The 24,647-nt window shown below is 61.1% G+C and carries 19 protein-coding genes and 1 other RNA gene; 17 read left to right on the forward strand and 3 right to left on the reverse strand.

What is annotated here, in order from left to right:
- Window position 1: 1 nt before the first annotated feature.
- From BBAG_RS02600 to ssrA, 11 genes are all read left to right on the forward strand, one after another.
- Window positions 2-457, forward strand: a complete 456-nt coding sequence (locus BBAG_RS02600; RefSeq protein ID WP_033508589.1) for a hypothetical protein — start codon at window positions 2-4, stop codon at window positions 455-457.
- Window positions 457-2,271 carry a peptidoglycan D,D-transpeptidase FtsI family protein gene (locus BBAG_RS02605; protein WP_003825794.1) on the forward strand — a complete coding sequence of 605 codons (1,815 nt, stop codon included), beginning with the start codon at window positions 457-459 and terminating at the stop codon, window positions 2,269-2,271. The genes BBAG_RS02600 and BBAG_RS02605 overlap by 1 nt, the downstream gene beginning before the upstream one ends.
- Window positions 2,272-2,301: 30 nt before the next feature.
- Window positions 2,302-3,192: a hypothetical protein gene (locus tag BBAG_RS02610; RefSeq protein ID WP_003825795.1), complete on the forward strand. Its 891-nt coding sequence runs from the start codon at window positions 2,302-2,304 to the stop codon at window positions 3,190-3,192.
- Between the two features lie 87 nt (window positions 3,193-3,279).
- On the forward strand, window positions 3,280-4,746 hold the full coding sequence (locus BBAG_RS02615) for a UDP-N-acetylmuramoyl-tripeptide--D-alanyl-D-alanine ligase (RefSeq protein ID WP_033508653.1): 1,467 nt from the start codon (window positions 3,280-3,282) through the stop codon (window positions 4,744-4,746).
- A gap of 35 nt (window positions 4,747-4,781) precedes the next feature.
- A complete protein-coding gene (gene mraY, locus BBAG_RS02620) occupies window positions 4,782-5,888 on the forward strand; it encodes a phospho-N-acetylmuramoyl-pentapeptide-transferase (protein ID WP_003825797.1) in 1,107 nt (368 codons plus the stop codon).
- A 53-nt stretch (window positions 5,889-5,941) separates the two neighbouring features.
- On the forward strand, window positions 5,942-7,396 hold the full coding sequence (gene murD, locus BBAG_RS02625) for a UDP-N-acetylmuramoyl-L-alanine--D-glutamate ligase (protein WP_003825798.1): 1,455 nt from the start codon (window positions 5,942-5,944) through the stop codon (window positions 7,394-7,396).
- Window positions 7,397-7,469: 73 nt separating this feature from the next.
- A complete protein-coding gene (locus tag BBAG_RS02630) occupies window positions 7,470-8,672 on the forward strand; it encodes a peptidoglycan glycosyltransferase FtsW (RefSeq protein WP_003825799.1) in 1,203 nt (400 codons plus the stop codon).
- Between the two features lie 23 nt (window positions 8,673-8,695).
- Window positions 8,696-9,868 carry a UDP-N-acetylglucosamine--N-acetylmuramyl-(pentapeptide) pyrophosphoryl-undecaprenol N-acetylglucosamine transferase gene (locus BBAG_RS02635; protein ID WP_003825800.1) on the forward strand — a complete coding sequence of 391 codons (1,173 nt, stop codon included), beginning with the start codon at window positions 8,696-8,698 and terminating at the stop codon, window positions 9,866-9,868.
- Window positions 9,869-9,923: 55 nt separating this feature from the next.
- A complete protein-coding gene (murC, locus tag BBAG_RS02640; RefSeq protein WP_003825801.1) occupies window positions 9,924-11,480 on the forward strand; it encodes a UDP-N-acetylmuramate--L-alanine ligase in 1,557 nt (518 codons plus the stop codon).
- Complete coding sequence (locus tag BBAG_RS02650; RefSeq protein ID WP_003825802.1) at window positions 11,480-12,811, forward strand: cell division protein FtsQ/DivIB; 1,332 nt, start codon at window positions 11,480-11,482, stop codon at window positions 12,809-12,811. The genes murC and BBAG_RS02650 overlap by 1 nt, the downstream gene beginning before the upstream one ends.
- 119 nt (window positions 12,812-12,930) lie before the next feature.
- Window positions 12,931-13,327, forward strand: a transfer-messenger RNA (tmRNA) gene (gene ssrA, locus BBAG_RS08210).
- A 186-nt stretch (window positions 13,328-13,513) separates the two neighbouring features.
- Here the strand turns inward: ssrA and BBAG_RS02655 are convergent.
- On the reverse strand, window positions 13,514-15,109 hold the full coding sequence (locus tag BBAG_RS02655) for an aryl-sulfate sulfotransferase (RefSeq protein WP_003825803.1): 1,596 nt from the start codon (window positions 15,107-15,109) through the stop codon (window positions 13,514-13,516).
- A 635-nt stretch (window positions 15,110-15,744) separates the two neighbouring features.
- On the opposite strand from BBAG_RS02655, the gene efp reads away from it, so the two are divergent.
- The 6 genes from efp (at window position 15,745) to gmk (ending at window position 23,086) form a co-directional block, all read left to right on the forward strand.
- Window positions 15,745-16,302, forward strand: a complete 558-nt coding sequence (gene efp, locus BBAG_RS02665) for an elongation factor P (RefSeq protein ID WP_003825806.1) — start codon at window positions 15,745-15,747, stop codon at window positions 16,300-16,302.
- A 54-nt stretch (window positions 16,303-16,356) separates the two neighbouring features.
- Window positions 16,357-16,770, forward strand: a complete 414-nt coding sequence (gene nusB / locus BBAG_RS02670; protein WP_003825807.1) for a transcription antitermination factor NusB — start codon at window positions 16,357-16,359, stop codon at window positions 16,768-16,770.
- 215 nt (window positions 16,771-16,985) lie between these two features.
- A complete protein-coding gene (gene carA / locus BBAG_RS02675) occupies window positions 16,986-18,182 on the forward strand; it encodes a glutamine-hydrolyzing carbamoyl-phosphate synthase small subunit (protein ID WP_003825808.1) in 1,197 nt (398 codons plus the stop codon).
- Between the two features lies 1 nt (window position 18,183).
- The gene (gene carB, locus BBAG_RS02680; RefSeq protein ID WP_003825809.1) at window positions 18,184-21,567 is read left to right on the forward strand and encodes a carbamoyl-phosphate synthase large subunit; all 3,384 of its coding nucleotides are present in this window, start codon (window positions 18,184-18,186) and stop codon (window positions 21,565-21,567) included.
- A 1-nt stretch (window position 21,568) separates the two neighbouring features.
- Window positions 21,569-22,498: an orotidine-5'-phosphate decarboxylase gene (gene pyrF, locus BBAG_RS02685; RefSeq protein ID WP_003825810.1), complete on the forward strand. Its 930-nt coding sequence runs from the start codon at window positions 21,569-21,571 to the stop codon at window positions 22,496-22,498.
- A gap of 3 nt (window positions 22,499-22,501) precedes the next feature.
- Window positions 22,502-23,086, forward strand: coding sequence for a guanylate kinase (gmk, locus tag BBAG_RS02690; protein WP_003825811.1), 585 nt, complete (start codon window positions 22,502-22,504; stop codon window positions 23,084-23,086).
- Between the two features lie 267 nt (window positions 23,087-23,353).
- Here the strand turns inward: gmk and BBAG_RS02695 are convergent, their stop codons facing one another.
- Window positions 23,354-23,728 carry a thiamine-binding protein gene (locus BBAG_RS02695; RefSeq protein ID WP_003825813.1) on the reverse strand — a complete coding sequence of 125 codons (375 nt, stop codon included), beginning with the start codon at window positions 23,726-23,728 and terminating at the stop codon, window positions 23,354-23,356.
- 90 nt (window positions 23,729-23,818) lie between these two features.
- Window positions 23,819-24,619: a bifunctional hydroxymethylpyrimidine kinase/phosphomethylpyrimidine kinase gene (gene thiD, locus BBAG_RS02700; RefSeq protein ID WP_003825815.1), complete on the reverse strand. Its 801-nt coding sequence runs from the start codon at window positions 24,617-24,619 to the stop codon at window positions 23,819-23,821.
- Window positions 24,620-24,647 lie beyond the last annotated feature (28 nt).

Here is a 24,647-nt window from a genome sequence, read left to right on the forward strand (position 1 = left end):
GATGGCCGCAGCACGTACGATTCGTTCCTCATCTGCCCCATCCACGAAGAAGGCGTCGCCTGACATCAGACCGGCAGCCCGACCTGAGCTTCGTGTCGTGCAGGGCGGCAAAAGCTCCGAGCAGGGCGCTGGCGCGAAACGCAGATTCGACCGCATCATCGCATGGGTCGGCAGTCGCAGGGCGCCAGCCATGCATGTGGTGGTGGCCGTGGTGTTTCTGGCCGCCACATTAGTCGCCGCCTTGTTGCTTCGTACGCAGATGGTGCAGAACTCCTTCGAATCCTCCAATCTGGAGGTTTCCATCAGTCATCTGACGCAGGACGTGCAGGACGATCAGGCCAAACTGAACCAGCTTCAAGCCTCATTGCCGCAGAAGGCGACCGATATGGGCATGGTTCCCCAGCAGGGGTCGGTATCGATCGATCTGAATGGCTATAAGAAGGGCGGTCAGCAGTAATGGCGCATCGTGTTCGCGACTGGTTTCGTGCTCGTGGCATCGACGCGTTTGCGGCCCGCTGCATAGCGGTCGGCATGATTCTGGTCATCGTGGCGTGCACATGCTTCGGCAAACTCATTCAGGTGCAACTGCTCGACGGTCAGGCCACCGCCGAGGCTGCCACGAATTCGCGTACCTCCAAAGTGGTCGTCAGCGCCAAACGCGGCCGTATCCTCGCCTCCAACGGGACCGTGCTCGCTCAGAGCGTGGAACGATACAACATCATCGGCGTTCCCGACGCAGCCACTTCGTTCACGCCGGTCGACTGCGGCACCAAACAGGCCAAGGCTTTAGGGTATTGCCATTCCATCGATGGAAAACCGGTCGGTGTGAGCGGTGCGGCGGCCGTTGCGCGTCTGCTCGCGCCGTTGCTGGACATGGATGCGATGGAACTGGGAGCCGATCTGAACGGCACCAACCAGTACGTGATTTTGAAAAAGGACGTTACGCCCCAGGTGAAGCGCGCCATCGACAAACTGAACCTCGGCGGCATCGTCTACGGCGAGTTGAGCAGCCAGCGCGTGTATGCGGAGAACACGTTGATCGGTGCGTTGCTCGGCGGCGTCAACGATGACGGCAGCGGCGCCTCCGGCCTTGAACTTACGCTGAACAAACAGCTCAGCGGCACCGACGGCTATACCGTGTACCAGCGCGGCAACGGCGGCGAGGTGATCCCCGGAACCGTCAGCAAGACCAAGGCGGCGCAGGACGGCAGCGACGTGACCCTTACCATCGACTCGGATGTGGACTGGTATGTCAAGAGGGTGCTGGCCGAAGGGGTCGCCTCCAGCCATGCCAAATGGGGCATTGCGGTGGTCGAGGACGCCCTTACCGGCGAGATTCTCGCCTTGGAGGACAGCGACGCCATCCAGGCGGGGTCCAGCGAGGCCAAAGCCAGCGCGTCGCGTGCCGTATCCCAGACCTTCGAACCCGGATCGATCGGTAAGGTGCCGGCTCTGGCCGCAATCCTGCAGAACGGTGTGCATAAGATCGACGACCATTTCACCGTGCCCTACGAATACACGTCGGAAGGGCAGAAGTTCCATGACGCCATCTACCATCCGGACAAGCGGTGGACATTGGCTGGCATTCTGCAGAACTCCTCGAATTCCGGCATGGTCATGGCGGCCGAGAAACTGACCAGCCAGCAGCGCTACGACATGCTCACCAAATTCGGCATAGGCCAGGCCACGGGGCTGAACCTTCCCGGTGAATCGCGCGGTGTGCTGGGCACGCCGAGCTCGTGGGACGGACGAACCAAAAACACCGTACTGTTCGGGCAGGGGTACACGGTGAACGCGCTTCAGCTCAGCCGAGTCGTCTCCGTCATCGCCAACAAAGGCGTGAACCGGCAGCAGTCGCTGATCAAATCCGTCACCGACAAGAACGGCAAGCCCGTAGACATGCTGAATCGTTCCGCCGCCAGGGTGCTGGATGAGAAGATCGCGAACCAGGTCAGGAACGCCATGGAATCGGCATTGGAGGAATATAAGGGCGTGGCCGGCGTCAACGGGTATCGTGTGGCGGTCAAGTCGGGTACCGCCGAAGTGGTCGGAAGCGACGGCAGCCTCAGCTCGATCATCGCCGATTTCGCCGGCATCATTCCCGCCAATGACCCAAGGTTCATCGTCACCGTGGTCATGCAGGATCCGGACGGTTCATACGGCGGCACCACGTCGGGTAAGCTGTTTGCGAAGATAGGTGAATTCCTTATGCAGAAGTACGATGTGCCGAATTCGCCGGCACGCACCGATGCTATTCCAGTGGAATGGTGATGTGCTTGATGAGAATCGGAAGGCCAGAATATGAGTGCGGTAAATGAGTCCATCATGCAACGGACCACGCTCGGGCAATTAGTGGAGCATTACGGTTGGGATCTTGTGCCCGCCTTCGCATCCGGCGTCACCATCACCTCGCTGGCAAACGATGTGGAATCGGTGACCCCGGGGGCGCTGGTGATCTTCGGCGACGACATCGATGCCGACAAGCTGCACCGAGCCCGAGCCCGAGGCGCCTACGCGGCACTGGTTCCCCCCTCCGCCAGAGAAAACCTGTTGACGGAAGCCGACCTGCCGGTGCTCTATGCCAATCCCACACCGCAGCAGCTGGGATTGCTCACGTCGCGTATGGCGGGCAATCCCTCCTCCATGCTGGCGGTGTTCGCGGTCTGCGGCAGCACGGCACGGCAGAACGCCGCGGTCGTCACCCAGCTGACGCGTTTCCTGCATATGCTCGGCAACCCCGTGGGCATGCTGAGCGTAGCCGGATCGTATTCCCTGGAACGGGATCTGAATCTCAACTATCCGCTGAATATGCTTGACGTACAACGTTCCCTTGCGGTGTGCAGCGAGGACGGCGTTGCCGCGGTCGCGGTCTCGTTGGACGACCTTACCGTGGCGGCGCACGGCATGCAGGCCGTGAACGTGGACGTGCTCGGCTCCATGCAGCCGGTGCCTCCCAATGCGGATCAGGCGTTCATCGAACGCCTGCAGGACGAATACGGATTCAAAACCGAAAACCCCATCAAGGTGACGGTACGAACGTTGGAATCGGACGCGTTGGCGCGTCAGGCGGCCGGAACGCTCGATCAGGAGGACGAGCAGCGGCTGTCGCTTGCCATAGCCATGGTTCTGGCGGCCGGCGTGCACCGTACGAATATTCGCAGCGCCCTGCGCATGGCCAAGGAATTGCATTAGGGCATGACTCGCCCTGCGCTATGAGCGGATTATGAGCCGATACAGACGAGAACACGGAAAGACGAGGATCTGAAAGTGACAAGCATGATGATGCCGATGACCATCGGCGAGGTGGCCGAGGCCGTTGCAGGCCGACTGGTGGAAGGTGCCAACGGCGTGCCCGAGGGGGCTGTTGCACTGCATGCCGTGAGCGATTCGCGGCAAGTCGAGAACGGCAGCGTATTCGTGGCGATTCAGGGGGAGCGCGTCGACGGCCATGACTACGTGGCGTCGGTTGCGGACCAGGGCGCGGTCGCCGCGATTGTGGACCATGAGGTTCCGGGCGCCGCAGTGCCGCAGATCGTGGTGGACAACACCGTCACGGCATTGGGCGATCTGGCCAAGGCCAACATTGCGCGCCGTCGTGCCAGCGGCGAGCCGTTCACCATCATCGGCATCACCGGATCGGTAGGCAAAACCACCACCAAGGATCTGACCAAGGCCCTGCTCTCCACGTTGGGGCCGACCGTGGCCCCGGTCGGATCGTTCAACAACGAGATCGGGCTGCCGCTTACCGCCTTGACGGTTGGCGAGCATACGCGCTATTTCGTAGCCGAAATGGGTGCGAATCATGTTGGCGAGATCGCGCATCTGACCACCATTGCACCTCCCGATATCGCAGTGGTGCTCAAAGTCGGTGTGGCGCACTTGGGGGAGTTCGGCTCCGTGGAGCGCATCGCGCAGGCCAAGACCGAAATCGTGCGCGGCCTGCTGCCCAACGGCATCGCCATGCTCAACACCGACGACGAGCATGTGGAGGCCATGTCGGCAGTGGCTCCGGGCGAAGTGCTGCGTTTCGGCATCGACGAGTCCAATGCCGGGCGGGATGCTCTGCATGCGTGCGACATCGTCACCGACAGCTTCGACAGGGCGTCCTTCACCATGGTCGCCGGCGACGGCGAACAGTCACAGGTTGCTCTGGCGATTCCGGGCGCCCATAACGTGATGAACGCGTTAGCCGCCGCAATGGTGGCTCACCGGCTGGGCATGCCGTTGGAGGACATCGCCAGGGTGTTGGGGGAGCAGCGTCATATCAGCCCCCACCGTATGGCGGTCTCCACCGTCGAACGTGGCGGCGCGCGATTCACGTTGATCGACGACTCCTTCAACGCGAACCCCGATTCGATGCATGCCGGGTTGGATGGGCTTGCGCGCTGGTCCGAGGGGGCGCAGTACCGTGTGGCCGTGCTCGGCGCGATGCTCGAGCTTGGCGGCGACGAAAAACAGCTGCATCGTTCCATCGGCGCCTATGCGGCCGAACATGGCATCGACGAGGTAGTGGCCGTGGGCAGTCCAACCGATCAGGCGCTCGACGCCCTGGCAGGTGAGCTGGCGCAAGGCGCGAAGAACGCCGATGGCGCCATGGCCGTGGAATGGGCGCATAGTGCCGCGCAGGCGGACGACATGATCGTGCGCATCGCCCGCGAACATGAAGGTACGGTGGTGCTGCTGAAAGGTTCGCACGCATCCGGCCTGAGCACGCTTGCCGAACGTTGGTCGGCAGACGAGAAATAACGCAATAGGAACATAGAGGGAAAAGAGACGTTTACGTGATCGCGCTCATCATTGGAATCCTGGTATCGTTCATCGTCACGATTGTGGGTACCCCACTGCTCATCCGACTGGTGCATCGCCTGCATTACGGTCAGTACATTCGCCAGGACGGCCCGCAATCCCATCAGGTCAAGCGCGGCACGCCCACGCTTGGCGGTGTGGTCATCAACCTGGCTATCCTGCTCGGCTGGCTTGCCAGCGCGACCTATCGCTACTGCCGGAGCGGCGAAACGCCATCTCCTTCGGCGGTGCTGGTGTTGTTCGCCATGCTGTCCATGGGTCTGCTTGGGTTCATCGACGATTTCGCCAAGGTGCGTAAAAAGCAGAGCGAGGGCCTGACCGTTCGCGGCAAATTCATCGGGCAGTTCATTCTCGCCACCATCTACGCGGTGCTGTCTTTGATGATCCCGACCAAATCCGGCTTCGCCAGTGCGCAGGCGGGCATCAGCTTCGTGGAAAAGCCGTTCATCAGTTTCGAATTCGCCGGTAGGGTGATCGCCATTGTCCTGTTCGTCATTTGGGTGAACTTCCTGATGGCGGCGTGGAGCAATGCCGTCAACCTGACCGATGGGCTGGATGGTCTTGCTGCAGGCTCGTCCATGATCGCCTTCGTCGGCTTCGCCGTCATCGCCTTCTGGGAAAGCTACCATCTGAAGGGAGCCGATCATGGCGGATTCGCCTATGCTGTTTCCGATCCGCTCGATCTGACCATCATCGCGGTATGCGCCGCGGTGGCCTGCCTTGGATTCCTGTGGTACAACACGAATCCCGCGTCGATCTTCATGGGCGACACCGGGTCCCTGGCATTGGGCGGCCTGTTCGCGGCACTGTCCATCGCCACGCACACCGAAGTGCTTGCCGTCATCCTTGGCGGCCTGTTCGTCATCGAGGCGATGAGCGACGTGATCCAGGTGGGCTACTTCAAGATGACGCACAAGCGTGTATTCAAGATGGCTCCGATCCACCACCATTTCGAACTGTTGGGATGGCAGGAATCAAAGGTTGTTGTACGGTTCTGGATCATCGAATTGATATTCGTGGTGATCGCCCTGGTGCTGTTCTACGGTGACTGGGCCTCCAGGTCCGGCCTGCTGTTCGGCTGAAACCGTTGAATAGCGCACGTATCAGGGGTATTTGAGTATTTGAAGGAGCGATAATGGATTTCACCAATGCAACAGTGCTGATTGCCGGTCTCGGGGTTTCCGGCACCTCGCTGGCCGAAGTGCTTGCCGAGCGGGGAGCCCGCGTGATCGGCGTGGACGAGCGAAAGCCGACCGCCGACCTGCACTCCTTTGACGAGGTGAATTGGGACGAGATCGATTACGTGATGGCGTCGCCGGTGTTCAATCCCCGAACCCCGTTCATTCTCGAGGCAGCCAAGCGCGGCATCCCCGTGATGAGCGAAGTGGAATTCGCCTGGCAGCTGCGTGTGGCCAACGAACGTACCGGCAAGCCGGCGCCATGGATCGGCATCACCGGCACCAACGGCAAAACCTCCACCACGGAGATGACCTCGGCCATGCTGAGCGCATGCGGGCTTGACGCTCCGACCGCGGGCAACATCGCCTCCGGCAACATGTCCATGAGCCTGTCGCGATGCGTCACCAATCCGAAGCATGACGCGCTGTGCGTGGAGCTGAGCTCCTTCCAGATGCATTTCACCGATTCGCTGGAACTCGACTGCGCCGCGATCACCAATATCGCCGACGATCATCTTGACTGGCATGGCGGGCGCGAGAACTACGCCGCAGACAAGGCCAAGGTCTTCCATCGTGTGAAGCGTGCACTTGTATACAACGCCGACGATGCGGTGGTCACAGCCAAGGCGAATGAGGCCGAAACGGCGGAAGGTTGCCGTAGGATCGGCTTCACTCTTGGTGTTCCGCAAGCCGGGCAGATCGGTGTGGCCGACGGCTGGATCGTGGATATGAGCGGTGTGGCCTCGGGCGAGTTCGGCAAGCCGAATCGTCTTGCCCCTGTCGGCGAATTCACCCATCTGGCGGAGCCGGACGGCACCATCTACCCGCATCTGCTCGCCGACGCGCTGACCGCCCTTGCGCTGGCTTTGGGCCTTGGTGTGGATAGCGGCAAGGCGTTGGAGGCATTGAAGTCCTTCGCCCCCGGAGGCCATCGCATCGCCACCGTGGCCGCTACGGCACCCGATGAGCATGGCAACGTCATCCGCTTCGTGGACGATTCCAAAGCGACCAACGCCCATGCGGTGAAGGCGTCCATTTCCAGCTTCGCGCAGGGCAGCGTGGTATGGATCGCAGGCGGTCTTGCCAAGGGCAGCCGTTTCGAGGATCTGGTGGCGTCCCAATCCAAGGCGTTGAGAGGCGCGGTCATCATCGGCACCGATCAGGCGCCTATGCTTGAGGCGTTCGCCTCGCAGGCCCCGCAGATCCCATTGGCGGTCATCGACCCCTCGACCCCGAACGAACAGGTGATGGAACGTGCCGTGCAGGAGGCCGGTCGGATGGCTCAGCCTGGGGACGTGGTGCTCATGGCGCCGGCCTGCGCATCCTTCGACCAGTTCAAGTCGTATGCGGATCGTGGCGACAAATTCGCTCAGGCTGCGCAGCAGTGGGTGGTGGGTCGTGACGCGCACTGAATCGTCAAAGCCCGAGCCGAAGCAATCACGTAGGGCGTCGTCCTCGGGCAAAGTGTCGCAGCATGCGGCACCGGTGGATTTCTTCGACTCGAATACGGCTAAGACGGGTGTCGACAATGCGAAACGCCAGGGCTTCGGTATCAACAGCCTGTTCAATCCGTTGTGGTGCTACCACGGATTCCGTATGGCGGTGCTGGGGCTGAGCGTATTCGGCGTCATCATGGTGTTCTCCAGTTCAGCGGTCACCGCGGCATCAGCCGGGAAATCACCCTTCGTCTCATCCATGAGCCAGGGCGTGTTCTGCGTGATCGGCCTGGCAACGGGCATATTCTGCTCGTTCGTGCCGGTGAACTGGTATCGTAAGCTCGGCTTTTTCGCGGTGCTTGGATCGGGTCTTCTGCAGGCGTTGACGCTGTCGTCCCTAGGCGTGGGCCAATATGGCAACAACGGCTGGATCCAGCTCGGACCGGTTACCCTGCAGCCTGCCGAATTCGTGAAATTCGCATTATGCATATGGCTGCCGTCGGCATTGTCCGTGGCGAACAAACGCTATAAGGACAAGGGCATCCTGGTATACATCCCCTCGGGCATCGTATACATTGCGCTGCTGGTGCTGATTCTTGCCGGCAAGGATCTGGGCACGGCGCTTATCGTGGTGTTCATCGGTCTGGTGGCGTTCCTCACCTCGGGCTTCCCGGGCAAATGGATGCTCGGCATGATCGGCGGATTGGGGGCGGTGGTGCTGATGTTGGTCATGACGAGCCGCAATCGTCTTGACCGTATTCTTGCGGCATATTCGACCTGCTCCGCCGAGGACGCGCAAGGCATCTGCTATCAGTCCACGCATGCCCGCTACGCCATCGCATCCGGTGGGCTGTTCGGCGTCGGCCTGGGTAATTCCCGTGAAAAGTGGAATTATCTGCCTGCCGCGCATAACGATTTCATTTTCGCCATCATCGGCGAGGAGACCGGGTTCATCGGCGCGGCCATGGTGATTCTGGTGTTCATGGTGCTCGGCTGGTGCCTGGTGTTCAGCGCGATACAGGTCAGGCAAAGCTACAGTTCGGTGGTGCTGATGTGCATCGCCACATGGCTTGTGGGGCAGGCCATGGTCAATATCGGCGTTGTGGTCGGCGTGTTCCCCGTGTTCGGCGTACCGATGCCATTCGTTTCGGCGGGTGGCTCGTCCATGATCATGTGCCTGATGATATCCGGCGTGGCCATCAGCATGATGCGCCAGCAGCCGCAGGTCAAGGCCGCGTCGCAACGCGTTTAGTTCACGGACTATGCTCGGAGATTATGAAAAAGATTGTTCTTGCGGGCGGTGGGACCGCCGGTCATGTCAACCCGTTGCTTGCTGTAGCCGACGCCATTGTCAGGCTTGATCCTGAGGCCAAGGTAAGTGCGCTTGGAACCGAGGTTGGCTTGGAGAAGGATCTTGTTCCAGCCGCGGGCTATGAGCTCGACACCATAGAAAAGGTGCCGTTCCCCAGGCGGCTTAACAAGGCGGCGTTCCAATTCCCTGCACGCTGGCGTAGGGAATGCGCCAAGACGCGTGCGATTCTGGAACGTCGCGAGGCCGATGTGGTCGTCGGATTCGGCGGCTATGCGTCGGCGCCGGCATATTCCGTGGCGCATACGATGGGCATCCCCGTGGTGATCCATGAACAGAACGCCCGCGCTGGCATGGCCAACAAACTGGGTGCCAGGTATGCCGATTTTGTCGGCACCGTATACGAGTCGACGGGGCTGAAAGTCGGCAAGCAAGGAACCATCGAACGGGTCGGCCTGCCATTGCGCCCCGTCATCGCCAAGCTGGCCGCCGAACTCGAATCCAATCGTGAACAGGCACGTGAGCGCGCAGCTCAGGAGCTCGGCGTTGATTCGAAGCGCCCGCTTGTGCTGGTGACCGGCGGTTCGCTGGGTGCGGTCAGCCTCAACCGGGCGGTGGCCGCGGCGTCCAAAGACATATTGTCCGTCGCACAGATCGTGCATCTGACCGGCCGCGGCAAGGCCGACGAGGTGCGCAATCTGGTGGAGGTGAACGCCGGCGAAGGGCATCTTGCCGGCATCGGACCGCAGTCCGCCGACGAGGGCGATTATCATGTCGCCGAATATCTGGAGCGTATTGACCTGGCCTTCGCCTGCGCCGATCTGATCATCTGCCGGTCCGGTGCGGGAACCGTTGCGGAACTCACCGCGCTCGGCCTGCCCGCCGTATATGTGCCGCTTCCCATTGGCAATGGCGAGCAGCGATTCAACGCGCAGCCCGTAGTGGAAGCCGGCGGCGGCATGATGGTCGACGATGCCGAGCTGACCCCCGCATGGGTGCGTAAGCACATCCCCGCTCTGCTGAACGACACGGATGCGCTGCTGGCGATGGGCGGCAAAGCATGGGAGTACGGTATTCGTGACGCGGCCGATACCATGGCACGCCGCATTCTTGACTTGGCGGATCGCCATACCGTGTGAACCTACCGCATGAACCGTGGACTGCTCGCCTCGGGCGGGTGCGCCATGGTTCATAATGAAACACAGTCGAATCAATCCAACAAGGAGCGTTGTCGTGACTGCAACCATCACCCTTACCCCTGCCACCGCAGCATTCGATGCCGATGAACGCATCGAGGTATTGGGACGTACTCATTTCATCGGCATCGGAGGCGCAGGCATGAGCGTTCTTGCCGAGATGCTTCATGAACGAGGCGTTGCGGTCGACGGCTCCGATCGTGAGCGCAGCGCCAAAACCGATCGCCTGGAATCCCTGGGCATCACCGTGCAGTTCGGGCAGAAGGCCGAAAACGTGGACGATGCGGACACCGTCGTGTATTCCAGCGCCATCAAACCAAGCAATCCCGAAATCGTCGCAGCGGCCCAGCGTGGTGCCCGCATCGTGCATCGCAGCGATATCCTCGCACTGCTGATGAACGGGTGCCGTGCGGTAACCGTTGCCGGTGCGCATGGCAAGACCACGACCAGCTCGATGCTGTCGCATGTTCTCGTGCAGACAGGCAAGGACCCAAGCTATGCCATCGGCGGTTCCATCCAAGGCGCGGACGGTTCGACCCTTGACGGCGGCCACGTTGGCGCAGGCGACGTGCTGGTGGCCGAAGCCGACGAATCCGACGGTAGCTTCGACAAATACCGTCCACAGATCGCCATCATCACCAATTGCGAGGCCGATCATCTCGACCATTACGGCGACGAAGCCCATTACCGTGCCGCATTCGTGCGTCATGCAAGCCACGCGGTGGGCCATGTGGTGCTTTGCGCGGATGACGCCGATGCGCTCGCCGTGCTCGACGCCATGCCGGCTGAGGTGGCATCCAAGGCCGTGGCTTACGGAACCGCCGATCCGAACGGTTTGAACCTGAACGGTGCGGCCTACGTGCATATCGTGTCGGAACAGGAGAGCGCCGGAAGCGGCGTGGAACGGTTCACACTGCGTATGCCGGCCGGTATCGCAGGCGATCAGCCCCGTGATATTCCGGTGGAACTGTCCGTGCCGGGCGTCCATAACGCGCGTAATGCCGCCGCCGCACTCACCGCCGCCATGCTGCTGGGGGTCGATGCGGACGAAGCCGCCAAGTCCATCACCGGGTTCCTTGGCGCCGCGCGTCGTTTCCAGGTGCGTGGCACCGTCAAGCAGGTCACGGTGGTCGACGATTACGCGCATCATCCCACCGAGATCGCGGCCCTGCTGGATGCGGCTCGCCGCCGCTACCCGGAAAGCACCATTCGTGTGCTGTTCCAACCGCACCTGTTCTCCCGTACGAAGTTCTTCGCCCATGAGTTCGCCGAAGCGCTCGCCAAGGCCGACGATGTCATCGTCACCGGCGTGTTCCCCGCACGCGAGAAGCAGGAGGATTTCCCCGGAGTCGGCCCGCTGAGCATCGTGCGCGAGGCCAAGGGCATGCAGGGCGTCGAATTCAGCGCTCAGGAAGACATGCGTGTGGCGGCCCAGATGATGGTGATGCGTGCGCATCATGGCGATGTGATCTTCACCGTGGGCGCCGGCGACATCACCGACATGGGGCCGGTCATGCTGCATGCGCTGGAAGCGCACCGCGAAGGGTGTGAGTGATGACGGGAAGGGTGGTTCGCTCGGGCCCCGACCATCAGGGACGCAAGCCACGCACCCTTACGGGCAAGGAACGGCAAACCGCTAAGACGGAGAATGCCGCAAACGGCAGGCAACAGCCCAAGCATCCCATCAAGCCGAGCACCCGTACCCAGTTGCGCAGGGTCGGCGGCACCAAGCAGCGGTCGAACGCGAAATCCGGCGGCAAAGCGTCGAATGCGGGCGCGGCACGGAACGTCGCCGCGAAGGGCACTACGAGAAAAGCCGTAGCGTCGGCCGGAATCGTTCCCGGATCCGTAAGCAAACCGAGAAAACGCAGCCCATACAAGTCGGCGGCGAACGGCGGAACGTCAAGAAGCGCCCGGTCGTCAGGCGGCATAATGCCGTCAGGCCAGCGGCGTAGCGTTTCAGGCGGTGTCGCCAAACGTACGGTGGAATCGCATACCGGAACGGTGAACGGCCGGGCAAGCCGAAGCGAGCCAGGCTCCTTCGTCGATGCCAGAAAACTCGCCAGCGAAGATCTTGTCGCCAAGACGTTGCGGGAGAGCGCCGGCACATTCGGCATGGCAGCCCGACCGAAGGTCGTGGATTTCACCGCCAGGGCCAAGGAGCGCAAGCGGGTGAATGCGCGCATTATCATCGTGCGGATTCTTATCGCGTTGGTAAGCGTGCTCGCGGTGATCGGTCTCGGCTGGCTGCTGTTCTTCTCACCGGTGCTGAAGCTCAACGCCACACAGATCAGCGTTGACGGGCTTAACGGTTGGGTGTCCGAGGCGGAGGTGCGCAGCCTTGCCGTGGAACAGGTCGACCGGTCGCTGCTATTGGTGGATACATCGAAGATCGCCTCGCAGGCCAAGGGCATCCCTGGCGTTTTCGATGCCAAAGTGTCGAGGGAATTCCCGCATGGGCTTGCCATATCGTTGACGACCCAGCGCCCGGCGGCCATGCTAAAGACCCCGAGCGGCACCGTTGCAGCGGTCGATGCGCAATACCGTGTGCTGAACGTCATTTCGAAAAGCGACAGCGTGGGCATTCCCGTTATCGAAGTCGGCGATATCGAATCCAGTGTGAGGAACCGTTCCGTCAAGGAAGCGGTGAAGGTACTTGACTCCCTGCCGGAGTCGATGCGCAGGCAGATCACCAAGGTGACTGCGAAAACCCAGGATTCGGTGACCACCGAGTTGAACGACGGCGAGCATTCCGTGGTGTGGGGCGATTCGTCGAATATCGAATTGAAGAAGGCGGATGTCGATAAGATTCTTTCCGATCCGAACGTGATCGGCGACAAGAAGCAGGTCGATGTGTCGTCGCCGTATCATCCGGTGCTGCGCTGAACCGTTGAACTGCCGAATCTGCCGGATGCGCCGTTATGCCTGCAGCGGATTGCATGAGTCGCTGATCGGGTGTACTCTAAAAAGTCCGGTTCACAACCGGAGCTTGATAATTCAAGATTGGGGCTGATCGGTTTCGACGGTGACCTGTTCGTCGCAGGGAAGCGTGCCGAGAACGCAGGGTCCGCTCGCGATGCCCCCTGCAAAAGAATAAGTGCTAAATCTAACCGCACTGAGTTCGCTCTCGCTGCCTGAGCTTCGCGCCAGGATTAACCAGTGAGCAGCCGCTCCGTTCACTCCTCTTCGTCTTTGGGAGGATGCTGAGCGTCGTTTAGAAGACTTGCTCTACCAGTTGAGCCACAGGGCTGGTAGGGGACTCGTACTGTAGATATGCTCGCCAACAGTTGTCTGCGACATCGTTGGGGGCAGAAAAATCGCCATCTTGGCCAGCAGACTACGCACGTAGAAGACTGAGGGTACGGTCATCGGACCGGGGTTCAATTCCCCGCAGCTCCACGAATGAAAGCCGCCAGAAATGGCGGCTTTTCTTGTATTCCCGGTGCTCCGCTACGGCAGATGCGCCGGGATCCATGCGGTTTTGCGACATATCGGGCTGGTCGGGCTGATTCGCGGGCATAGGAAGGCCGGGCTGGTTGGGTGCAATGGGCGCAATGGAAACCCACCCAAGCCAGCCCGGCTCGCACGCTACGCGAAGTAGAAGTCTTGGAAATCGTACAGGTACACGCGGTAGATGTACGAGGTGGCGAGCTTCATCGCATACTGCGCCTGCAAGGTGCCGTCCGAATCGTAGATGCCGAACAGGCCCTGCATGCCCGAATCCACCAGATTCAGGTCGTCGTCGATCTCCTGCACGGAGCTGACGTAGGGGGAATAGGGCACCTTGAAGGAATTCACCTCGGTGTACGTGCCGTCGTTCTCATTCACCAGGTACTTACGCAGGCGGGATCGCGAGTCCGCATCGGTGGCGCTTTGCGAAGTGCTCAACCCCTTGATCGTGGTCCAGTCATAATCGGGGCGGGTCATCGCATATCCGAAGCTGTTGTCGAACAGTGTGAGATAGTAGCTGCCGCTTTCCAGCGAATCATCGGTGCTGTAGGTTACGGAATGCTGGCCGCCGGTATCGCCGAAATCACCGTTCCTGGTGAGGAAGGATGCTGTGTACTGCGTGCCGTTCCACACGCTCGGCTCGCCGATCATATATTGCAGTTTCGGTGTTCCTTCAATATCCGCCACTTTGATGATCGTGGACGTTTCGCGTGCCGAAAGAATCGCCGAACCGTCGTCCAACAGCTGGATGGTGTTGCAGTGGATCCAATCCCAACGGCCTATGGCGCTTGTATCGGATTCGTCGATGCCCGAATGCGTGGTCGTGGATTTGTAGTCGGGGAACATCGTGCCCAGATCGAGCAGCAGTGTGGTTTTACCGGTGGTGGTGTCGAGCTTGACCACCTGATCCTGCACCGCGTGGTCCGATCGCGTCAGATCGGTGGCGAGCAGCACCAGATTGCCGTCGGAGTCGAGCACGTAATCGTGGTGGAGAATGAACTGGTCGTCCAGGTCGAGAATCTTCTCCAGCTTGCCGAGCCTGTTCATGCCGACCATGGTGTGCGTGGATGCCGAGAACCACATCAGGCCGTTATCGTCGAACAGCAACCGGTGCGAACGGTAGTATTTCACCGGGATCTCGCCGCGGATCACGCCATTGACGTCGTAGTAGTACATGAAGTCCTGGTCGTCGGAATCGTTGCCGAGGATTGCATACAATCCGTTGCCCACGCTTTGTGCCGCGGCCGAAGTGGGCGTTCGTTTCTGTTCGAGTTGGATTTCCTCGTCGCCGAGGAGCTTCGGGCCTTTGCAGGTGAGCTGCCCGGTCGCCACGGTGGAGCCGCTGGCATCGGTGAGTTTCAGCGTGATGGTGTTGGTCGTCTTTGGAATAAGACCGAGCACGATGAACTCATGGGTGGTGGCGTAGTCCTTGCCCTGGTTGGCGGTTGCGGTGAAATCCGGGTACCCTTCGGCGTGCACGGTGTAGGAGACGCTGGTGGCTTCGCTTGTGGTGAAGTACACGTACATCGATGTGGTGTTGGTTCCGTAGGGGTTGACTGCGGTGAACGGATCGTCCAGTGTGGCGGTGGCCTTGTCTCGGTTCGTGATGAGCGTGGCGTCGGCGTCCTGCTGGTATGCGGTGGTGTAGATGTTGGTGATTGTGGCATTTAGGCGTTCGATCCGATTGCGTTCGATGGCTTCGCCGATCTTGGCGGTGCCACCAAGGGGGAACATGGTGATGATGATCGCCACTGCCGTGGCTGCGGCGGCGATGGTGGTGATGCGTTTGCGTGTGAATGGGGTGCCTGTTGCATTCGCTGTTGCGTTTGCGCGTGAATGCGGTCGCAGTGGTCTCATAATGGTCGCTTTCGCAGTGGTCCAAGTGGTAGCAGACTCGTCGTTGGTCTGAGCAATTGTTCGCTAATAGCGTCGTGCATCACCCCGCGGATTGTGTGTGGTCTTGCTGGGGGTGTCGATGGTATTTGCTGATTGTTCTCTGAGAAGAATGCCGCTTTGCTTCCTGCTCCCATCGGTTCCCAAACTGCCGACGCTGATGGTCCTCTCACCATCGATAGTTTGGACATTCCTCAAGCTGTTGACGGTGGGAGGGGAGTCACCGTCGACAGTTTGGGAGGATGGTGTCTCTTTCCCAAACTGTTGACGCTGGCGGCTCTCTCACCGTCGGTGGTTTGGACGTTCCTCGGTCTGCCGACGATAGGTGAGGGAGAGGGGGAGTAACACGGCGGGTCGAACGGGGTCGGCGAATCGCATAACGAGGCGTAACAAAGGTGTTCTAGGGGTGGTGGCATAATAGCCAAGGCAATTTTTAGGGTTTTGCCCTTGAGGACCAACAGTATAGGTGAGTAAACGTGGCACAGACTACCAATGACATCAAGAACGGCTCTGTTCTGAACCTTGACGGCCAGCTGTGGACCGTCCTGAAGTTCCAGCACGTCAAGCCGGGCAAGGGCCCCGCTTTCGTGCGTACCACCATCAAGAACGTGCTGAGCGGCAAGATCGTCGATAAGACCTTCAACGCCGGCATGAAGATGGAGTTCGAGACCGTGGACAACCGTACGCTCCAGTACTCCTATGAGGACGGCGACAACTACGTGTTCATGGATATGACCACCTACGATCAGATCATGGTTCCGAAGACCCTGGTCGACAGCAAGTTCCTGCTTGAGGGCACCGACTGCATCGTGTCCTTCCATGACGGTACCCCGCTGTCCGTCGAACTGCCGGCTTCCGTCATCCTGACCGTCACCCACACCGAGCCGGGCCTGCAGGGCAACCGCTCCAACGCCGGCACCAAGCCCGCCACCGTCGAGACCGGCGCCGAGATCCAGGTCCCGCTGTTCATCAACGAGGGTGAGCGTGTGAAGGTCAACACCACCGACGGCTCCTACCTCGGCCGCGAAAACTGAGTTATCGGATTATCGATCACCAAGTTACGACCAAGGTAAAGGACTGACGGCTGTATGGCACGTTCCACTGCTCGTAAGAGGGCTCTGAATACGTTGTATGAAGCGGATGAGAAGGGGCAGGATATTCTTTCCCTTCTTGAGGAGCGCATTGCGGTTCCCGGCGCACAGACGCCGTTGCCGGAATACGCCATCGAAATCGTTCGTGGCGTTGCCGAGCATCGTCGCGATATCGACGAAAAGCTCGATGAATGCTCCACTGGTTGGAAGATCAGTCGTATGGGCGTTGTCGATCGCAATATTCTGCGCATTGCCGCATGGGAGATCATGTATAACGATGAGGTGCCCGACAGGGTGGCCATCGATGAGGCTCTCGGCCTTGCGAAGACATTGTGCGACGGCGAATCGCCTGCTTTCATTCACGGACTGCTGTCCGCTGTATGCACGGCTCACGAGAAGCCGTTGGATTGATATTTGTTGAACGCCTCCCGTTATTGCACGGGGGGCGTTCTTATGAGATGTGACAAATGTGGTATCGGGTTCCGTTCTATGGGCGCACAGGGCATAGAACGATACAAGCGTGAGAGAATCGAAGTAGTCAGGTAATACGCCCGGTCGGCGTGTGAATTCGTGATGAACGTTACTCTTGGCTTGAATAACCCGAATGAGAATAAGGGGGTTGCGCGGTGAGCGACAAACCAATCTGTGACCAGAATGAGGCCATTCTCGTTCTGGAAGATGGTCAGGTATATGTAGGCGAGCCTTACGGGGCCGAAGGCAAGACGACCGGCGAGATCGTGTTCGCCACTGCCATGACCGGCTATCAGGAGACTCTTACCGATCCGAGCTACGACCGTCAGATTGTGGTGCAGACCTTCCCGCATATCGGCGATACCGGTGTGAACAGCGAGGATCCGGAATCCGCCCGCATCTGGGTCGCCGGCTATGTGGTCCGCGATCCCAGCCCGAACGTGAGCAACTGGCGTGCCGAAGGCAGCCTCGACGATGATCTGACGAAGCAGGGCATTGTGGGCATCAGCGGCATCGACACCCGTAAGCTGGTGCGTCACCTGCGTTCCGCCGGTGTGATGCGCGCCGGTGTGTTCTCCGGTGAGGCGCTGCTGGACGCCAAGGGCAAGGTCAAGGAACTGGATGAGTTCCTGGCGGATGTGAAGGCCACCGCGCAGATGCAGGGGCTGAGCCTGTATGAGGAGGTCAGCACCAAGGAGGCGTACACCATCGAGCCGTGCGGCGAGTTCGAAGGCAAGGAGCCGCTGTACACCGTGGCCGCCGTCGATCTGGGCATCAAGGCCATGACTCCGCATCGTATGGCGGAGCGCGGCTGCCGTGTGCACGTCGTCCCCTCCAACATCACGTTCGAACAGCTGCAGGAGCTCAATCCCGACGGCGTGTTCTTCTCCAACGGCCCGGGCGACCCGGAACAGGCCGGCCCCGAAGTCGAACTGCTACGCAAGGTGCTCGACGCCGGTTACCCGTTCTTCGGCATCTGCTTCGGCAACCAGCTGCTTGGCCGCGCACTCGGCTTCGGCACCTACAAGCTGAAGTTCGGCCACCGTGGCATCAACCAGCCGGTGAAGGACATGACTACCGGCAAGATCGAGATCACCGCGCACAATCACGGCTTCGCGGTCGACGCCCCGATCGGCCAGACCGTCGACGCCCCGTTCGAGAACGGCAAGTACGGCAAGGTGTTCGTCTCGCATATCGATCTGAACGACAATGTGGTGGAGGGTCTGCAGTGCGTGGACATTCCCGCGTTCTCCGTGCAGTACCACCCCGAAGCCGCCGCCGGACCGCACGACGCGGCATACCTGTTTGATCGTTTCGTTGAACTGATGAAGAATTCCAAGGAAGGTAAGTGACATGCCGAAGCGCACCGACATCAAATCCGTGATGGTAATCGGTTCCGGCCCGATCGTGATCGGTCAGGCTGCGGAGTTCGATTATTCAGGTACTCAGGCGTGCCGCGTTCTCCGCGAGGAAGGCATTCGCGTCATCCTGGTCAACTCCAACCCGGCCACCATCATGACCGACCCGGAGATGGCCGACGCCACCTACATCGAGCCGATCGCCACGCCGATCCTTGAACGCATCATCGCCAAGGAACGCCCGGACGCATTGCTGCCGACACTGGGCGGGCAGACGGCTTTGAACGCCGCCATGGCACTGGGCGAGGCCGGCGTGCTCAAGAAGTACAACGTCGAGCTGATCGGCGCGTCCCTTGACGCCATCGACCGCGGCGAGGACCGTGAACTGTTCAAGAAGGTCGTCGAGAAGGCAGGCGCGGAGTCCGCACGCTCGCAGATCGCGCATTCCCTGGCCGAAGTCGACAAGATCGCCGAGGAATTCGGCTACCCGCTGGTCGTTCGCCCGAGCTTCACCATGGGCGGCCTAGGTTCCGGCATCGCGCACGACGAGGAGGAGCTGCACCGCATCGCCGGCGCCGGCATCCACTATTCGCCGACCGACGAGGTGCTGATCGAGGAGGGCATCGAAGGCTGGAAGGAATTCGAGCTTGAGCTCATGCGCGACCGCAACGACAACGTCGTGGTCGTCTGCCCGATCGAAAACGTCGATCCGGTCGGCGTGCACACCGGCGACTCCATCACCGTGGCCCCGTGCTTCACCCTGACCGACCGCGAATACCAGAAGCTGCGCGACATCGGCATCGCCATCATCCGCGGCGTGGGCGTCGACACCGGCGGCTGCAACATCCAGTTCGCCATCCACCCGAAGACCGGCCGCATCATCGTCATCGAGATGAACCCGCGTGTATCCCGTTCCTCCGCACTGGCGTCCAAGGCCACCGGCTTCCCGATCGCCAAGATCGCCACCAAGCTGGCTCTCGGCTACACGCTGGACGAGATCCAGAACGACATCACCCAGTCCACCCCGGCATCCTTCGAGCCGACCATCGACTACGTGGTCACCAAGGTGCCGCGTTTCGCCTTCGAAAAGTTCCCGGGCGCCGACCCCACCCTGACCACCTCCATGAAGTCCGTGGGCGAGGCCATGGCTTTGGGCGGCAACTTCCAGGAATCCCTGGGCAAGGCCATGCGTTCCATCGACAAGCGTCACATGGGCTTCAACTGGGATGGCGACAAGCCGTCCGCCGATGAGGTGAACGAGCTGCTTGAAGCCATCAAGGTGCCGACCGAGAACCGCTACCTGCAGCTCATGCGCGCCATCTGGGGCGGCGCGACCATCGACCAGCTGTACGCCACCACCAAGATCGACCCGTGGTTCCTCAAGCAGTTCACGCTGATCAACCAGACCGCGCTCACCGTGCGCGACGCCGAGGCACTGACCCCGAAGCTGCTGAAGAAGGCCAAGCTCGCCGGTCTGTCCGATCTGCAGATCGCACACCTGCGCCACCTGGGCGACGAAGGCGAGAACACCATCCGCGAGCTGCGCTGGACCTACGGCCTGCGTCCGGTCTACAAGACCGTCGACACCTGCGCCGCCGAATTCGACGCCGCCACGCCGTACTACTACTCCTGCTACGCCGACGAGACCGAAGTCAAGCCGCGCGAACGCGAAGCCGTCATCATCCTCGGCTCCGGCCCGAACCGCATCGGCCAGGGCATCGAGTTCGACTACACCTGCGTGCATGCGGTGCAGGAGCTCGGCAAGGACTACGACACGATCATGGTCAACTGCAACCCCGAGACCGTGTCCACCGATTACGACATCTCCGACCGTCTGTACTTCGAGCCGCTCACCTTCGAAGACGTGCTCGAGATCTACGAGGCCGAGAAGAAGATGGGCCCGGTCAAGGGCGTGATCGTGCAGCTCGGCGGTCAGACCCCGCTGTCGCTCGCCGCACGTCTGAAGGCCGCCGGCGTGCCGATTCTGGGCACCACCCCGGAAGCCATCGATCTGGCCGAGAACCGTGAGCTCTTCGGCGAAGTACTCAAGAAGGCCAAGATGAACGCGCCGCGCTACGGCACCGCGCTGAGCCTTGAAGAGGCCCAGGAGGCCGCGCATTCCATCGGTTACCCGGTGCTTGTGCGCCCGAGCTACGTGCTCGGCGGCCGCGGCATGGAGATCGTGTACGACAACGCCCAGCTTGAGAAGTACGTGGAGCGCGCGCTCGACGAGGCCAAGGCCGATACCGTGGTCTCCGGCCGTCTGCCCAGCCCGCTGCTGATCGACAAGTTCCTGCAGGACGCCATCGAAATCGACGTCGACGCACTGTTCGACGGCGAGGAACTGTACATCGGCGGCATCATGGAGCATATCGAGGAGGCCGGCGTGCATTCCGGCGACGCCGCCTGCACCCTGCCCCCGAACACGCTGTCCGTCGACCAGATCCGTCGCCTGCGCGAAGGCACCTATGCCATCGCCAAGGGCTGCAACGTGCAGGGTCTGATCAACGTGCAGTACGCTTTCATGGCCAACACGCTGTATGTGATCGAAGCCAATCCGCGCGCCTCCCGTACCGTGCCGTTCGCGTCCAAGGCCACCGGCGTTCCGCTGGCCAAGGCCGCTGCACGCATCATGGCCGGCGAGACCATCGCCCAGCAGCGTGCCAACGGCCTGCTGCTGCCGAAGGGCGACGGCGGCGACTTCCACCCCGGCCAGCAGATCGCGGTCAAGGAATCCGTGCTGCCGTTCAAGCGTTTCCGCACGCCGCTGGGCAAGACCGTCGACGTGCTGCTCGGGCCCGAAATGCGTTCCACCGGCGAGGTCATGGGCTTCGACCGCGACGTTCCGCACGCCTTCGCCAAGAGCCAGCTCGCCGCATACGATGGCGGCCTGCCGACCGAAGGCAACGTGTTCGTCTCCGTGAACGACTCCGACAAGCGCCAGCTGCCGCTGATCGCCGTGCGCCTGGAAGAGCTCGGATTCAAGATCTGGGCGACCGAGGGCACCGCTTCCGTGCTGCGCCGCTATGGCATCGAATCGAAGATCGTGGACAAGATCTCCGGCCGTGTCGACTCCGCCCCGGACGATCCGGTGGTCATCAAGCATGCCGAAGGCTCCGTGGGCAAGAACGTGGTTCAGCTCATCGAAGAGGGCGAGATCGACATGATTCTCAACACCCCGAACTCGCGCGGATCTCGTGCGGACGGCTATTCGATTCGTGCCGCCGCCATCGCCGCGGATCTGCCGCAGTTCACCACCATCACCGAATTCAACGCCGTGCTGCTCGCCATCGACGCGGTCAAGCGCAACGATTACCAGGTGATGAGCATTCAGGAACACGCACAGCAGTTGTTCGCCCTGGAAAACGAAGGACACTGAGATGAACGACGTCATTGCCAGCAGCCACGAGGATCAGCTTCGTGCGGAACGCTCCAATTTCGGCCTGCGTCTGCACAACTCCATGAGCAAGTACGGTCCGCTGTGCGTTGGCATTGACCCGCATCGCAGACTCCTGACGGACTGGGGCTACAACGTTGACGCGAACGGCGCGGAGATGTTCTCGATGCGCATGCTGCAGGCCGCGAACGGCCGCGCCGCCGCCGTCAAATTCCAGATGCCCATGTTCGAACGGTACGGTTCCAAAGGCTTTGTCGTATTGGAACGGCTGCTCTACGCGGCACGGCAGATGGGTGTGATCACCATCGTGGATTGCGTGCATGGAGGTCTTTCCACCACCATCTCCGCCATCGCCGACGCGTATTTCAAGCCTGGTGCGCCGATGAAGGCCGATGCGATCACGCTACTGCCGTATTACGGTGAGCGTTCGCTACGTGGCCTGATCGATGATGCCCTTGATAACGGCAGTGGTGTGTTCATCGCTTCGCTGACCTCGAACGAGGAGGGGCGCAGCGTGCAAAGCGCCATTCGCCAAGGCGGCTCCTACAAGGGGCAGACCGTGGCGTATGGCATTGCCGCCGCCGCGCAGAAGCATAATGCCGAGCATGAGGGCATGGGGTCCGTTGGTCTGATCGTGGGTGCGACCGTAGGGCAGTGGATCGAGCAGACCGGTGTCAATCCGGCGCATTTCACCGGTCCGATCCTTTCCCCGGGCTACGGCTGGCAGGGGGCCGAGGCTCAGGATCTGAAAACCCTGTTCAAGGGAACGCATGGCAACGTGCTGGTCACCGTGTCGCGTTCCATCGCTACCAAAGGGCCTGACATCGCCGATCTTGCAGCGGCTACCGAAGCCATTGCGTTCGACGTGCGCCAGGCCATGATGGAAGCCGAAGACGAAACCATGGAGGTATAAGCAGTGACGAACGGACGTCTTATCGTGCTCAGCGGGCCCACCGCGGTCGGCAAGGGCACGGTGGAGCAGAAGCTGCTGGCCGACCATCCCGAAATCTGGGTGTCGGTGTCCGCCACCACCCGCGATCCGCGACCCGGCGAGCAGGATGGCGTGAACTATTGGTTCATGACGGAAGACGAGTTTGTGGCCGGCGAACGCGACGGCAAGTTCCTGGAAACCGCCGTGGTGCACGGTATGGCCCATTACGGCACGCCTCTGGAACCGGTGAAGGAGCATTTGAGCAGGAACGTTCCCACGCTGCTGGAAATCGATCTGCAAGGCGCCAGGCGCGTCCGCGAACGTGCCACCGAGCTTGGGCTTGACGTGGTGACGGTGTTCATCGCGCCGCCGTCGTTCGAAGAGCTGAAGCGTCGCCTGATCGGTCGCGGTACCGAAACCGCCGAACAGCAGGCCAAGCGGTTGGAAACCGCCAAGGTGGAGCTTGCGGCCGAGAATGAATTCGATGTGGTCATCGTCAACGACACCGTGGACAAGGCCGCGGACGACCTGTGGAAGGTGATCGCCGAAGAGTACGGCCTGAGCGAATAGTGCGCGATAGGGGAGTGCCGGAAATACGCATTTCGGTGCGCTCCGAGGCTTTCCCCATACCGCCGTTCCTAGCCATGTGCGGTAAGCCTGCGGCTGTGGGCAGCATGCTCATGGCAGATCGGGTGACATGTCAAGTCGGACGGAATCATTGAGATTCCATCTCTTCCCACACCCACGTATGCATCCGCATCGATGCGCCATATATACGAATGCGCCGGCGAACGGCATGGATTCCGTTCGCCGGCGCATTCGTATTCTTCGAGAGCGTCAGTCCTGCTTATCGCCCAGGATCTCGTTCACCAGCTCCTGCTTGGCGTGGATCTGTCCTTCGAATCCAGGGCGGATGTCAAGGCGGATCACCACGTCGGTGCGGTAGCCCTGGCCGGCGAGCTTCATCGTCGCGTCACGAATCACCTTGAGCACATCGTCGATGTCGCCTTCGATGTTGGTGAACATGGCGTTCGTCTCATTCGGCAGGCCGGACTGTCGAATCACATCCACCGCCTGCGACACGTAGGTGGATTTCTCCGGGCTTGCTCCGGCCGGGCTGATGGCGACGGCCGCCAGCGTGTTGATGTACGGCTTGCCGGTTTTCGGATCGACCGGCACTTCCTGCTTTTCGGCATTGCGGTCAAGGGGCATGATGTTCCTCGTTTCTCGTAGGTGTTGCTTACGGTTTGTACGGATAGCGGCGTATTGGCGCGTGCGTTTGGGTCTCGTCGGCCCCGGCGCTCAGCGCCAATGCCAGGCGTGATCCATCGGGCCGGAGCCGTGGCCCAGGTCAAGCTGCGCGTTCAACGCGCCGGTCAGGTACGTCTTGGCGCTGCGGATGGCTTCGGGCAGCGTTTCGCCAAGCGCCAGGTGCGAGGCGATGGCGGAGCTCAGCGTGCAGCCGGTGCCGTGCGTGTTCGGATTGTCCACGCGCTTGCCCTTGAACCAGGTGATGGTGCCGTCGGTCTGCGCCAGCACGTCGTTCGCGTCGTTCGTGTCGTGCCCGCCTTTGACCAGCGAGGCGCAGCCATACTGCCGGGTGAGCGCCAGCGCGGCACGTTCCATGCCTGCCGCATCGTCGATATCCAGTCCGGTCAGCGCACAGGTTTCCGGAATGTTCGGTGTGATCACCGTGGCGAGGGGGAACAGGCGGCTTGTGAGCGCGTCGATGGCGTCGTCGCTGATGAGCTTTGCGCCCGAGGTGGCCACCATAACCGGGTCGAGCACCACGTTGGTGGCGTGATGGGCGGTGAGGCGATCGGCGATGGCGTTGATGAGATCCACCGAGGAGACCATGCCGATCTTCACCGCGACCGGTGGAATATCGTCGAATACTGCATCGATCTGATCGGCGAGGATCGACGGTTCGGTGTCTTGAATGGAACGCACGCCGGTGGTGTTCTGCGCGGTGAGCGCGGTGATGGCGCTCATGCCGAATACGCCGTTGGCCAGCATGGTCTTCAGATCGGCCTGAATGCCTGCGCCGCCGGAGGAATCCGATCCGGCGATGGCGAGTACCGGTTGCAATGTCGTGTGTTCCATTCATGTCTCCTTGGTGTGTGGTTCTCTG

This window comes from Bifidobacterium angulatum DSM 20098 = JCM 7096 (genome assembly GCF_001025155.1).
Lineage (GTDB): Bacteria > Actinomycetota > Actinomycetes > Actinomycetales > Bifidobacteriaceae > Bifidobacterium > Bifidobacterium angulatum.